13 protein-coding genes are annotated in these 13,245 nt (G+C 63.0%); 3 read left to right on the top strand and 10 right to left on the bottom strand.

What is annotated here, in order from left to right:
* Positions 1-94: 94 nt before the first annotated feature.
* The 4 genes from RFM98_RS25485 to petA form a co-directional block, all read right to left on the bottom strand.
* Positions 95-790 (bottom strand): acid phosphatase, encoded by a 696-nt coding sequence (locus tag RFM98_RS25485; protein WP_320311384.1) that lies wholly within the window; start codon positions 788-790, stop codon positions 95-97.
* A 246-nt stretch (positions 791-1,036) separates the two neighbouring features.
* Positions 1,037-1,909, bottom strand: coding sequence for a cytochrome c1 (locus RFM98_RS25480; RefSeq protein ID WP_320311383.1), 873 nt, complete (start codon positions 1,907-1,909; stop codon positions 1,037-1,039).
* Between the two features lie 27 nt (positions 1,910-1,936).
* Entirely contained in the window at positions 1,937-3,238 is a 1,302-nt protein-coding gene (locus RFM98_RS25475) for a cytochrome b (RefSeq protein WP_320311382.1), read from the bottom strand.
* A 16-nt stretch (positions 3,239-3,254) separates the two neighbouring features.
* Positions 3,255-3,815, bottom strand: coding sequence for a ubiquinol-cytochrome c reductase iron-sulfur subunit (gene petA / locus RFM98_RS25470; protein WP_027164966.1), 561 nt, complete (start codon positions 3,813-3,815; stop codon positions 3,255-3,257).
* 312 nt (positions 3,816-4,127) lie between these two features.
* Here petA and RFM98_RS25465 point away from each other — a divergent pair, with 312 nt between their 5' ends.
* Positions 4,128-4,472: a cupin domain-containing protein gene (locus tag RFM98_RS25465; protein ID WP_320311478.1), complete on the top strand. Its 345-nt coding sequence runs from the start codon at positions 4,128-4,130 to the stop codon at positions 4,470-4,472.
* 9 nt (positions 4,473-4,481) lie between these two features.
* On the opposite strand, the gene RFM98_RS25460 is transcribed toward RFM98_RS25465, so the two are convergent.
* The 6 genes from RFM98_RS25460 to RFM98_RS25435 form a co-directional block, all read right to left on the bottom strand.
* Entirely contained in the window at positions 4,482-4,793 is a 312-nt protein-coding gene (locus RFM98_RS25460) for a DUF6665 family protein (RefSeq protein ID WP_320311381.1), read from the bottom strand.
* On the bottom strand, positions 4,794-5,267 hold the full coding sequence (locus tag RFM98_RS25455) for a GNAT family N-acetyltransferase (protein ID WP_320311380.1): 474 nt from the start codon (positions 5,265-5,267) through the stop codon (positions 4,794-4,796). It lies immediately after the preceding gene.
* Between the two features lie 10 nt (positions 5,268-5,277).
* Entirely contained in the window at positions 5,278-7,161 is a 1,884-nt protein-coding gene (locus RFM98_RS25450) for an ABC transporter ATP-binding protein (protein ID WP_320311379.1), read from the bottom strand.
* A complete protein-coding gene (locus RFM98_RS25445) occupies positions 7,158-9,050 on the bottom strand; it encodes an ABC transporter ATP-binding protein (RefSeq protein ID WP_320311378.1) in 1,893 nt (630 codons plus the stop codon). The genes RFM98_RS25450 and RFM98_RS25445 overlap by 4 nt, the downstream gene beginning before the upstream one ends.
* Positions 9,051-9,287: 237 nt before the next feature.
* On the bottom strand, positions 9,288-11,168 hold the full coding sequence (locus tag RFM98_RS25440) for an ABC transporter ATP-binding protein (RefSeq protein WP_320311377.1): 1,881 nt from the start codon (positions 11,166-11,168) through the stop codon (positions 9,288-9,290).
* 25 nt (positions 11,169-11,193) lie between these two features.
* Positions 11,194-11,610, bottom strand: a complete 417-nt coding sequence (locus RFM98_RS25435) for a hypothetical protein (protein WP_320311376.1) — start codon at positions 11,608-11,610, stop codon at positions 11,194-11,196.
* Positions 11,611-12,056: 446 nt separating this feature from the next.
* Between RFM98_RS25435 and RFM98_RS25430 the strand changes: the two genes are divergently transcribed.
* Together RFM98_RS25430 and soxR are read left to right on the top strand one after the other, a co-directional pair.
* Positions 12,057-12,515: a tRNA (cytidine(34)-2'-O)-methyltransferase gene (locus RFM98_RS25430; protein ID WP_320311375.1), complete on the top strand. Its 459-nt coding sequence runs from the start codon at positions 12,057-12,059 to the stop codon at positions 12,513-12,515.
* 149 nt (positions 12,516-12,664) lie between these two features.
* On the top strand, positions 12,665-13,153 hold the full coding sequence (soxR, locus tag RFM98_RS25425) for a redox-sensitive transcriptional activator SoxR (protein ID WP_320311374.1): 489 nt from the start codon (positions 12,665-12,667) through the stop codon (positions 13,151-13,153).
* Positions 13,154-13,245 lie beyond the last annotated feature (92 nt).

Below are 13,245 nucleotides of genomic sequence, written 5' to 3'. Positions count from 1 at the left end.
AGCGCATCCGGCAAAGGATTGCTGCCAGCTGGCCTCAGCCGTAACCAAAAGGGCGCCGCGAGGGCGCCCTTCGAAAGCAGGGTCGCTTGTGCAGCTACATGCCGAGATCCGAGCGCAGCTCGGACCGCGCCACTTCGTATTCGGCCTTGAAGTCGGGCCTGCCGAGCAGGACCGCGGCGATGACGCTGCCGGAAATCTTGCCCATCTCCACGTCGGATGGATAATGGATGCCGCCGACCACCCGGTTATGGGCATATTCGGCGGCGCGAGCCATGATCTCGGCGCGTTTTTCCGGGACCATGTCGGACAGGATGATGCCCATCATCGTGCCGACCGTCGCATGGCCCGACGGCCAGGAGCCGGAGCTGGACAGTTTCACCGCCGGCTTGACCAGATCGCTGAGCTGGTGCGGCCGCGGCCGCTTCCAGACATCCTTGGCCGGATCGACGACGGCGCCTTCGGTGGCCACGACCCGATCGAAGAAGGCGCTGAATTTCGGCAGCGTCTCCTTGTTGAACTTCGCACCCATGACATCGGCGAAGCGCCAGACATTCTCTTCGGCATCGGCAATGGCGCGCTTCTCCATCTCCGGCGTGCGCGTCACCTGCAGCGTCAGCACTTCACCGAGTTCGGCTTTGGTCACGGCCGAATCATTGGCAGGCGGCGGCGGCAGGATCATCGTCAGGTCGATGTCCTTGTTGGTGGCGAAAGGCTGGGCGTCGTCGGCATGGGCGGCATATCCGGTGACAAGCAGCAGGAAACCGGCCGCGAGCGATGCGTATCTTTTCATGGGTGCGATCCTTTGATGAGGGCAAGGCAGGATCGCCGCGCGCGATGACGGCCATGTGACATGGTCCCCGGTTTGCGGGGCGCCTAATGCATGTCGCCCAGAAGTGTGCAGCGGTTCTGGGACAACGACATGCATCAAAACAAAGACTTTTAAAGCGCGTCGCCTGAATCCGGTTCAGCGCGACGCGCTTTAAATGCAAAAGGGCGCCCTGTGGCGCCCTTCAGATTTCTTGCGGTCGATGGCGCGTCAATGCGCCACGTCGGCCCACACCCTGCGCTTGGTCATGTAGACCAATGCGCCCAAGAGCAGCAGGAAGACCATGACGCGGAAGCCGGTCTTCTTGCGGTCCTCCAGATGCGGCTCGGCGGCAAACATCAGGAAGGCCGAGACGTCGCGGGCATACTGGTCGACCGTCTGCGGCGAGCCGTCGTCATAGGTCACCTGGCCGTCCGAGAGCGGCTTTGGCATCTTCAGCGATACGCCGGACAGGAAGTACGGATTGTAGTGCGTGCCTTCCGGGATCACCATGCCGGCCGGTGGCGTCTGGTCGTAGCCGGTGAGCAGCGAGTGGATGTAATCCGGGCCGCCCTGCGCATACTGGGTGAAGATATCGAAGACGAAGCGCGGGAAGCCGCGCTCGACACCGCGCGCCTTGGCGAGCAGCGACATGTCGGGCGGAGCCGCACCGCCATTCGAGGCAGCGGCGGCTTCCTCATTGGCGAACGGCGCCGGGAAATGATCGGACGGCTTGCCAGGACGGTCGAACATGTCGCCGGCATCGTTGGGGCCGTCATGGATGGTGTAGGTCGCCGCCAGCGACTTGATCTGGGCGTCGGAATAGCCAAGGTCCGACAACGTGCGGAACGCCACCAGGTTCATCGAATGGCAGGCAGAGCAGACTTCCTTATAGACCTTCAGGCCACGCTGCAGCTGGCCCTTGTCATAGGTGCCGAACGGCCCGGAGAAGCTCCAGCTCATTTCCTTCGGCTCGTCGATCGGGAAATGCGTCGGCGCGGCGGCATTGTGCGCTTCTTCGGCTGCAATCGCCCAAGTGCTGGCAGCCCCAGTGCCGGCGGCCACAAGGCCGATCAGCGCCAGCGAGGTGAGAATCTTCTTCATGCCAAATCCCCTTAGATTCTCTACCGCTCAGCCCTTGGTCTGCGGTGCGGCCGTGGCGCCAGCCGGATGTCCGCTGCCGCCCTTGTTCTTTTCAAGCACCGCCTCGGTGATCGAGTTCGGCAGCCTGCGCGGCGTCTCGATCAGGCCGAGCACCGGCATGACGATCAGGAAGAAGGCGAAGTAGAACAGCGTCGCCATCTGCGCCATGAACACGTAGCTGCCTTCCGCAGGCTGCGAGCCCAGCCATCCGAGCAGGATGGCGTCGGCCACGAACAGCCAGAAGAACAGCTTGTACCATGGCCGGTAGACCGCCGAGCGCACCTTGGAGGTGTCGAGCCACGGCACCAGGAACAGCATGGCGATGGCGCCGAACATGCACAGCACGCCGCCGAGCTTGGAATTGATCGGCCCGACATTGAAGGTGATGGCGCGCAGGATCGCGTAGAACGGCAGGAAGTACCATTCCGGAACGATATGGGCCGGCGTCTTCAGCGGGTTGGCGACCGTGTAGTTGTCCGGGTGGCCGAGATAGTTCGGCAGGTAGAAGACGAAATAGGCGAAGATGAATAGGAACACGATCATGCCGAACGCGTCCTTGATGGTCGCATAGGGCGTGAAGGCGACGGTGTCGGTCTTCGACTTGACCTCGATGCCGGTCGGGTTCGACTGGCCCACGACATGGAGCGCCCAGATGTGCAGCACGACGACGCCGGCGATCATGAACGGCAGCAGGTAATGCAGCGCGAAGAAGCGGTTCAGCGTCGGATTGTCGACGGCGAAGCCGCCGAGCAGCAGCTGCTGAATCCAGTCGCCGACCAGCGGGATGGCGCTGAAGAAGCCGGTGATGACGGTGGCGCCCCAGAAGCTCATCTGGCCCCAGGGCAGCACATAGCCCATGAAGCCGGTGGCCATCATCAGAAGGTAGATGATGCAGCCGAGGATCCACAAGAGCTCGCGCGGCGCCTTGTAGGAGCCGTAGAACAGGCCGCGGAAGATGTGGATGTAGACGGCGACGAAGAAGAACGAAGCGCCGTTGGAATGGAGATAGCGCAACAGCCATCCCGAATTCACGTCGCGCATGATCTTCTCGACCGAATCGAAGGCGAGATTGGTGTCTGACGTGTAATGCATCGCCAGCACGATGCCGGTCAGGATCTGCGCGACCAGCATGATCGACAGGATGCCGCCGAACGTCCACATGTAGTTGAGGTTGCGCGGCACCGGATAGGCGACGAAGCTGTCATACATCAGCCGCGGCAGCGGCATGCGGGCGTCGAACCAGCGCTCGATACCGGTCTTGGGCGTATAGGTCGAGTGTCCCTCGCTCATCGAAATGTCCCCTGCCTCAACCGATAAGGATCTTGGTATCGGAAATGAACTTGAATACCGGGATCGCCATGTTCTCCGGCGCCGGGCCTTTGCGGATGCGGCCGGCGGTGTCGTATTGCGAACCGTGGCACGGGCAGAACCAGCCGCCGAAATCGCCTTCCTGGCCGAGCGGGATGCAGCCGAGATGGGTGCAGACCTGCACCATCACCATCCAGGCTTCCTTGCCGGGCGTGGTGCGGTTGGCGTCGGTCGCCGGCGCGTCGGACGGCAGGTTGGCGTTGCGGGCGATCGGATCCTTGAGATCACCAAGGTTGACGGCTTCGCCGTCCTTCATTTCCTTTTCGGTGCGGTTGCGCACCACCACCGGCTTGCCGCGCCACTTGACGATCAGCGAAGAACCGGGCTGCAGCGAGGAGACATCGACCTCGACCGAAGCAAGTGCCAGCGTCGAGGCGTCGGGGCGCATCTGGTCGATGAACGGCCACGCGACGGCTCCCGCGCCGACAACGGCGGCCATGCCGGTGGCTACGTAGAGAAAATCGCGACGGTTGGGATCGTGGATGTCGGTTGCGCTCACGGGTGCCTGATCCTTTCGCCTCTTCCTAACCGGAGGCCGAGCCTTGTCCCCGCTCAATCGCACCTGCCCGACAGCGCATGGCGAACAGGCTAGCGAATTCCTCCGGCATTTGGATTTTCGGTTTATGCGTGAAGCCCGTTTTTGTCCAGTCGGGTGAAGGCACAAGGGCAGATTGTCGCGGGGATGTGCGGCGGCCATGTGCGAAGCATCCCCGCCACGCCGCCGAACAGGCTGAGACAGCGGGAAATCCGGGGTGAAATCGGGCCGGTGTTTGCCTCGACACCGGGTCCTGGCCCGGTCTATTCTGCCGCCATGGCGCATGTCATTGAACGCGACAGCTGGGCCGAGGCCCGCGACCGCTGGAAAGGCGAGCTGCAATGCGGCCAGTTCGGCGCCAATTCCTGCCTGATCTTCAACTATCAGCCGACGGTCGGCGGCGGCCCGCGCCTGCACAAGCACCCCTATGCGGAAATCTTCGTCATCCGCTCCGGCACCGGCCTGTTCACGGTCGGCGATCAGGAAATCAAAGCCACGGCCGGCCAGATCCTGATCGTGCCGCCCGACACGCCGCACAAATTCACCAATCTCGGCCCCGGTCCGCTCGAAAGTACCGATATCCACGAGAACGGCCACTTCATCACTGAATGGCTGGAATAGGCCGAACTCTCAGCTGGCGCCGAGCCTGACCAGCACGGCCCTCGGAATACTGTACTCGCGGATCACCGCGTCGTGCCTGCGTAATCCGCACAGTTCGCGCTGGATGAAATAGGCGTGGACGGCCGCTGCCGCTGCCTTGAGCAGTTGAGGCCGCAGTTGCTCCTCGGCATTGTCGCGCAGCTTGGCCAGCGTCTCCTCGACGCGCTGACCGGCGCGGCCGAGAGCTGCCGCTTTCTCGGCCAATATTTCATGGCCGAGCGCGTCAAAGGCAAGTTCGCCGGCGGAAGGCCCGGTCAAGCCGGATGGCGGTCGCAGAGACATTCAGTTCGCCTCCTTGGTATTGCCATCGCGCAGCATCATGCGATGGGTGACGAATTCCTCGCCTGAAACGCGATGGAAGCCAAGCTTCTCGTAAAAGGCAAATGATTCTGCCGGAGCGCGCGTGTTGAGCGCCGAAAAATGCGCCCGCGCCCGCTCGACGATCGCCTCGACCAGCACACGGCCGACACCGTGCCGCCGATGGGTAGCGCTGACATAGAGATGGCGCACGCGACCGAAATCGCCTCCCTCGAAATAGGGATCGACATTCAGCCCGCCGACGCCAACCAATTGCTTGCCGTGACGGGCGCCGAAAAGTATTTCGGGTCTCTTGGAAAACTTATTGCGCCCGCTCTTCCACCCATCGTGCAGGCGCACCAGCATCCAGTAACCTTCCTTCCGGCTTTCCTCCACCAACAGCCGGAAGGCCGCCGTGGTGGGCCGCATCCGATCGATCGAATAGTCCTTCGAGAGCACGTCGTTGTCCCTACTCCGCCGGCCGCGTCTCTTCCAGCGCGCTTTCCTCGTTGAACAGGAAGCCGCCGGACTGCCGTTTCCAGAGCCGCGCATAGAGCCCGTCGAGCGCCACCAGCTCGTCATGCGTGCCCTGTTCCACGATGCGGCCGCCGTCGAGCACCACCAGCCGGTCGAGCGCGGCGATCGTCGACAGCCGGTGCGCGATGGCGATCACGGTCTTGTTCTCCATCAACCGCGTCAGATTCTCCTGGATCGCCGCCTCGATGTCCGAATCGAGCGCCGAGGTCGCTTCGTCGAGGATGAGGATCGGCGCGTCCTTGAGGAACACGCGCGCGATGGCGACGCGCTGCCGCTGGCCGCCGGAGAGTTTCACGCCGCGCTCGCCGACATAAGCCTCGTAGCCGGCGCGATCGCGGTTGTCGCGCAGTCCCAGGATAAAGTCATGCGCCTCGGCTTTCCTGGCCGCGGCGATCACTTGCGCATCGGTGGCATTCGGCATGCCGAGCTTGATGTTGTCGCGCAGCGAACGGTGGAACAGCGCCGTATCCTGGCTGACCACGCCGATATTCCCGCGCAGCGAGTTCTGCGTGACCCCGGCGATGTCCTGGCCGTCGATCAGGATCTGGCCGCCCTCGAGATCGTAGAGCCGTAGGATCAGATTGGCCAACGTCGTCTTGCCAGCGCCGGACGGGCCAACCAGACCGACCTTTTCCCCCGGGCGCACGACGAGGTCGATGCCGTCGAGAACCCCTGCCCCTTTGCCATAGTGGAAGGTGACGTTCTTGACGTCGATGCGGCCGCCGGTGACGATCAATTCCTTGGCGCCCGGGGCGTCTGTCAGGCCAAGCGGTTGCGTGATCAGCGCCTTGGAATTCTCCAGCACGCCGAGGTTCCGCAGAATGCCGTTGAGCTGCATCATCACCCGTCCAAGCAGCATGTTGAGCCTGAGGACGAGAGAGAGCGTGAAGGCAACGGCGCCGACCGTGATCGAGCCCTCGACCCACAGATAGATGGCGAAGCCGGCGATCACGGTGATCATGACGCCCGACAGCGTCGTCAGCGCGATCCGCACGCCGGTCAGCCGGCGCGTGAACGGACGAAGCGCATCGAGATAGATGTTGAAGCCGTTCCTGATGTAGCGGTCGTCGCCGTCGGCCGAGAACAGCTTCAGCGTCTGCACATTGGAGTAGGAATCGACGATCCGGCCGGTGATCATCGATCCGGCTTCGGCTGTCGCCTCGGCATGCTTGCGGATCTCCGGCAGATAGAGCTTGGCCAACCAGCCGAAGACGGCGATCCAGATCATCACCAGCACCGCCAGCCTGAGGTCCAGGCCCGCGACCAGCGCCAGCGTCGTCACGGTATAGATGATCATGAACCAGATGACCTCGATGAAGCTCTCCATCAGGTCGCCCGTTGCCTGCCCCGCCTGCCAGACCTTGGTGGCGATGCGGCCGGCGAAATCGTTCTGGAAGAAGGCGTAGGACTGGCGCGAGACATGCCGGTGCGCCTGCCAGCGCACCAGATTGTAGAAACCGGGCGTGATCGTCTGTTCGTCGACCAGCGCCGAAAGACCGACGACGGCGGTGCGGATGACGAGCACCACTGCGCCCATGAACATTAGCTCGGGGCCTGCCGCGGCCCAAAGTGCGTGCCAGCTGCGTTCGCCGGGCAATTGGTCGAGGATATCGACCAGCCTTCCGACGAAATAGAAGAGGCCGGCCTCGACCAGCGGCGCGATGCCGCCGATGATGAGCATGGCGAAGAAGGCGAGCTTGGCTTGCCCGACATAGTGCCAGAGGAAGCCGCCGACGCTGGCGGGCGGCCGCAGATTCGCCGGCTCTCGAAACGGATAGACCCAGCGCTCGAACCAGCGATAGATGGCTTGCATCATTCCGCGGCTTCACCTTTTGTCGACAGGTCTTCGGCGGCCTGCTTTTCCTCGAGCAGGAACCCGCCCGACTGGCGCCGCCAGAGCTGGGCATAAAGCCCGCCCTTGGCGATCAGCGCCTCATGCGAGCCGTCTTCGACGATACGCCCCCTGTCCATCACCACCAGCCTGTCCATCGCCGCAATGGTCGACAGCCGATGGGCTATGGCGATGACGGTCTTGCCTTGCATAAGCTTGTACAGATTCTCCTGGATCGCTGCTTCCACCTCCGAATCGAGCGCGGACGTCGCCTCGTCGAGAATGAGGATCGGCGCGTCCTTCAGCATGACGCGGGCGATGGCGATGCGTTGCCGCTGGCCGCCGGACAGCTTTACGCCGCGCTCACCGACAAGCGCGTCATAGCCGCTCTGCCCATGCGGATCGTTCAGTTCCGCGACCACGTCGGCGATCTGAGCCGCTTTCGCGGCGCTGACCATCGCTTCGTCGCTGGCGGACTGGCGTCCATATTTCAGGTTCTCGCGAACGGATCGATGCAAGAGCGACGTATCCTGGTTGACGAAGCCGATCGCCGCGCGAACGCTCTCCTGCGAGACGTTGCGGATGTCCTGTCCGTCGATCAGCACCTTGCCGTCCTGCACGTCGAACAGCCGCAGCACGAGATTGACCAGCGTCGACTTGCCGGCTCCCGAACGCCCGATCAGGCCAACCCGCTCACCCGGCGCGATCTTCAGCGACAGATCGTCGATGACGCCGCCTTTGCCGTCTTTGCGCCAGTAGTTGAAGTTCACCCGGTCGAATTCGATGCCGCCGGCGCTTACGACCAGGGCCGGTGCGCCAGGCTGGTCCTGCATGGTGATGGGACGCGCGATCGTCGTCATCGAATTGCTGGCGACGCCGATCTGCCGGAAGACGTTGGCGCCGACATCGAGGATCCTGCCGGAGATGTTGGCGATCTGCAGCGCGAACGGTATTGCCGTCGCCACGGCCGCCGTGGTCATGGCGCCGGCGTTCCAGCCGGCGAGCGCCAGCCAGCTTATGGCGATGAGCAGCACCGCGTTGAGGACGAACAAGGCCGACCACATCAGCGTGAAAACGCGCATCAGCTGGTAAAACGTGTCGGCGTGCTCGACCACCGCTTTCGAGACATATTTGTCTTCGTGTTCGCCGGTCGAGAATGTCTTGAGCGTCAGAATGTTGGTGTAGCTGTCGACCATGCGGCCGCTGACCTGCGACCACCGCTCCGACAGCGCGGAAGATCGCCGCGTTATCCTGGGCATCGCAAACCAGAAGATCAGGCAATAGAACACCAGCCACACCGCCACCACCGCCAGGAGAAGCAGGTCAAGCCGCGCCAGCACCACGATGGCAACGGCGACGAAGACCAGCGCATACCAGACGGCATCGACGGTGAGATTGACGCTCATCTCCACCGAATCGCCGCTCTGCATGACCTTGGTTCCGATGCGGCCGGCGAAGTCGTTCTGGAAGAAGGACCAGTCCTGGCGCACGACATGCCAATGGCTCTGCCAGCGGATGAGGTCGATAAGATTGGGCGCGATGGCGTGGTTGCGAATGAGCGCATCGACAACCATCGACAGCGGACGCAGCAGCACGACGAACGCCATCAAGACGAGCAGCGGCCCATGCGCCGCGAAGAAATCGCCTGGCTTGGCGTCGGTGAGCGCGCCCACGATCAGGCCGACGAAGATCGGCAGCATCGCGTCCGAAATGGCAGCGACCGCAACGATGACCATGCGCAGCCAATAGGCGGCGCGAAACTGGCTTATGAAATACCAATAGAACCGCCAAAGCCCCATTGGCGGCTGCCGGTCGTCGGCGAGCGCCACCGGCGAATAACGGCTTTCGAACCAGGTGAAGATGCGGTCGAACATTTTTCTCTCGTAGACGCAGCAAACCCGCCCGCACTCAATCTGGCAGCCGGCGCGCCTCTGACCATGCCGTGGTTACGCCCGGGATCGATTCCCGGCAATCGTCGTAACCCATTGGTTGCTATTGCATGTCGCCCCAAAGTGCGTAGCGGTTTGGGGACAACGACATGCAACAAAATAGAGACTTAAAGCGCGTCGCTTGACTCCGTTTCAGCGCGACGCGCTTTGATCGCGATCGCGTCACTCCGCTGCCATCTCGGTTCCGGGTGCCTTGGTATCCAACTCACTCGGTACGTCATCGAGCAGGAAGCCACCCGACTGGCGCTGCCAGAGCTGGGCATAGAGCCCGCTTTTGGCGACGAGTTCCTCATGCGAGCCTTCTTCGATGATGCGGCCCTTGTCCATGACGACGAGCCGGTCCATCGCCGCGATGGTCGACAGGCGATGCGCGATCGCAATGACGGTCTTGCCCTGCATCAGCTTGTAGAGGTTCTCCTGGATTGCCGCCTCGGCTTCCGAATCGAGCGCCGAGGTCGCCTCGTCGAGGATCAGGATCGGCGCGTCCTTGAGCATGACGCGGGCAATCGCAACGCGCTGCCGCTGGCCGCCGGACAATTTGACGCCGCGGTCGCCGACATAGGCATCGAAATTCTTGCGGTCTTCGGAATCGGAAAGCTCGGCGATGAAGTCCAGCGCCTCGGCACGCTTGGCCGCCTCGATCAGCATCTCTTCGGTTGCGTCGGGCCGGCCGTAGAGGATGTTGTCGCGCACGGACCGGTGCAGCAGCGAGGTATCCTGCGTCACCATGCCGATCTGCGCGCGCAGCGAATCCTGCGCCACACCAGCGATGTCCTGGCCGTCGATCAGGATCCGGCCGCTTTCCAGGTCGTAGAAGCGCAGCAAGAGGTTGACCAGCGTCGACTTGCCGGCGCCGGAGCGACCGACAATGCCGACCTTCTCGCCGGGCTTCACGGCAAGCGACAGGTTCTCGATGACACCCTTCTGCCTGCCGTAATGGAAGCGGATGTCGTCGAAGCGGATCTCGCCACGGGTGACGACAATGTCCTTGGCATCCGGCCGGTCCTCGACCAGGCGCGGCAGCGAGATCGAGGCGATGCCGTCCTGCACCGTGCCGATGTTCTCGAACAAGCCCGACATCTCCCACATGATCCACTGCGACATGCCCCACATGCGAAGCACCAGGCCGATGACCACGGCGACGGCGCCGATCGTCACCGCATCGTTGAGCCACAGCCACAGCGACAGCGCGGTGACCGAGAACAACAGCAGCGCGTTCAGGATGTAGAGCAGGCCGTAGAGCACCGTCACCAGCCGCATCGAGCGGTAGACCGTCTCCAGAAATCCCGCCATGCCTTCCCTGGCGAAGGCCGCCTCGCGGCGCGCGTGGCTGAACAGCTTCACCGTCTGGATGTTGGCGTAGCTGTCGACGACGCGACCGGTCATGGTCGAGCGCGCATTGGCCTGTTCTTCGCCGACTTTACCCAATCGAGGAATGAAATAACGCAGCAACGCGATGTAGCCGACCAGCCACACACCCAGCGGCGCCGCCAGCCGCAAGTCTGCCGAGCCGACGATGAACAGCATGCCGAGGAAGTAGACGATGACGTAGTTGAGGACGTCTATCACCTTGATGACGCAGTCGCGCACCGCGAGTGCGGTCTGCATCAGCTTGGTGGCGATGCGGCCGGCGAACTCGTCCTGGTAGAACGCCATCGACTGTTTCAAGAGATAGCGATGCACCTGCCAGCGGATGCGCATGGGATAGTTGCCCATCAGCGTCTGCTGGTTGAGCAGCGAATGCAGCCAGACCGTGCCCGGCAGCGCGAACAGCACGACGAAAGCCATGCCGGCGAGCTTCCAGCCCTCGGTCTGCAGGAAGGTTTCGCGGTTCTGCGCCGACAGCCAGTCGACGATGCGGCCCATGAAACCGAACATCCACACTTCGGCGATGGCGATCCCCGCCACCACGACTGCGTCCATTATGATGTAAGGCCACGCACCGCGCGTGTAATGCACGCAGAAGGCGATCAGCGTCCTCGGCGGCTCGACCGGCTCCGCGGCGGGAAACGGATTGAGCCTGTTTTCAAACCAGCGGAACATTCCAGGCACTCGACTGTCTATGCGCTCACGCGGCGCGGGATTGACGGGCAAGACTTTGCGGCCGCGCGGCTTTGCGGGCCGGCGATACGGAATCACTCGTATCGCCGGCCCCGCTTCGCGCAATATAGGGTGTTGCGGGCTTTTCGCCGACAGGCTCGCTTGACGATCCTGACGGCGCCGAACTTCCTGACGAGAAGCTCGAGCCTGCCCTGCTCTTGTCGCCCGGCCGGATCATTCGGATGATCCGGCGCACCAGCGTGGGCCGGCTGTGGTCGGGCACCGCGTGCGAGAAATCGACGTCCGGCAGCATGCCGCGATGCGGCCGGCGCCGTTCCTCGGCGTGCACCGCCGACGAATAGGTCTCGCCGATCAGCAGCGCCCAGGTTGCCACCTTGCGTTCGTGCAGGCTTCTTGACCCCGGTATCTTGTAGGGATCGAACATTGGTCCGTCCTCCATGTGCAAATGCGTTAAAAAGGGTGAAGCGACCTCGACCGCCGGCATTCGGCCGGAGGCACGGATCGGACCGGTCGGGGCCTGGCGACAAGCGTCGGTCCCGACACGTTCGTTTGGGGCGCGGTGCCCCTTTGGCAGTTTGAAAAACATCGCAAGATTCCTTCGAGGGCCGAAAACTGGGTTCGGCGGGAATCGGTGCGATGAGGACTTAAAGTGTCAGAAGAATCGTCGTACCGAAACCGCCGGCGGGCATAGGTGAGCCCCGGAGAGGAGCTGGAAATGCATGGTCATCATGTGGTCCCCCTCCTTCGGTTTGGGTTGACGATGGTCGGCATATACTCGACTTCGCAGAAAATGGCCACCCGCCAGTCCAGAAATCGCCGAAAGCTGGAGATGCCTGTGGCCGATCTGCCACTTATTAGCAGGAAGCGGAAATGAACGATCGTCTCCGCATCGCGCTCTACCAGCCGGATATCGCCGGCAACACCGGAACAATCCTGCGCTTCGCCGCCTGCCTCGACATCGGTGTCGACATCATCGAGCCGGCCGGCTTCCCGCTCTCGGACCGGACGCTGAAACGGGCCGGCATGGATTATCTCGAAATGGCGGCGCTCTCCCGCCATGCCGACTGGCACGCCTTCGAGGAATGGCGGCGGGCCAATGCGCGCCGCCTGGTGCTGCTCAGCACCAAGGCCGCGACCGCCTATACGGACTTCGCTTTCGCGTCCGGCGACATTCTTCTCTTCGGCCGCGAATCCGCCGGCGTGCCGGATCAGGTCCACCAGGCGGCGGACGCGCGACTGACCATTCCGATGCGGCCCGGCGCGCGCAGCATCAATGTGGCGCTGTCCGTCGCCATGGTCGCGGGCGAAGCGCTCCGCCAGCTGGGATAATATCTTCAACGCTCCATCACCGTCGCGGACGGCTTCCGCTTCGGCAGTCGTTCTCACCCAGGCGCACATTCGCCTTCTCCTGCAATTGCCCAATCAATTTTTCCTGGCTACAAGCTCAACTTAACTTGAGGTCAAGCGGGAATTTGAGAATGGCTCCGGTAAGGGAATTGACGGTCGGCCAGGTGGCGGTGCGCAGCGGCGTGGCGGTATCGGCGCTGCATTTCTACGAGGCGCGCGGGCTGATCCGCAGCCACCGCACGTCGGGCAACCAGCGCCGCTACAGCCGTGACGTGCTGCGGCGCGTGGCGATCATCCGCGTCGCCCAGGAGGTCGGCATCCCGCTCGCCGACATAGCCGCGGCGTTCCAATCCCTGCCCGAAGGTCGCACCCCGACCCGCGAGGACTGGAACCTGCTTTCAACGGCTTGGCGCGATGGGCTCGATCATAAGATCAGTCAGTTGAAGAAATTGCGGGACGGCCTGACCGATTGCATCGGCTGCGGCTGCATGTCGATCGACAGATGCCCGCTGAGGAACAAGGAAGACCGGCTGGCCAGGGAGGGAACAGGCGCGAGGCGGCTGGTTCTTCCTTCTCCCCGTTCACGGCAGGGGAATCGCATATGGCTTTTTGGGACTTGAAGTTGGGCTAGGAAGAGATTCTTTGGGCAGGCAGTCGAACTGAGGAGAGACTGCCATTTCGAGCCTAGAGAGCTATTTCGGCGCGCTGCCCG

Source organism: Mesorhizobium australafricanum (genome assembly GCF_033977265.1).
GTDB lineage: Bacteria > Pseudomonadota > Alphaproteobacteria > Rhizobiales > Rhizobiaceae > Mesorhizobium > Mesorhizobium australafricanum.
The sequence above is the reverse complement of the archived record's forward strand: the minus strand, read 5'-3'. Positions and strand labels throughout refer to the sequence as shown.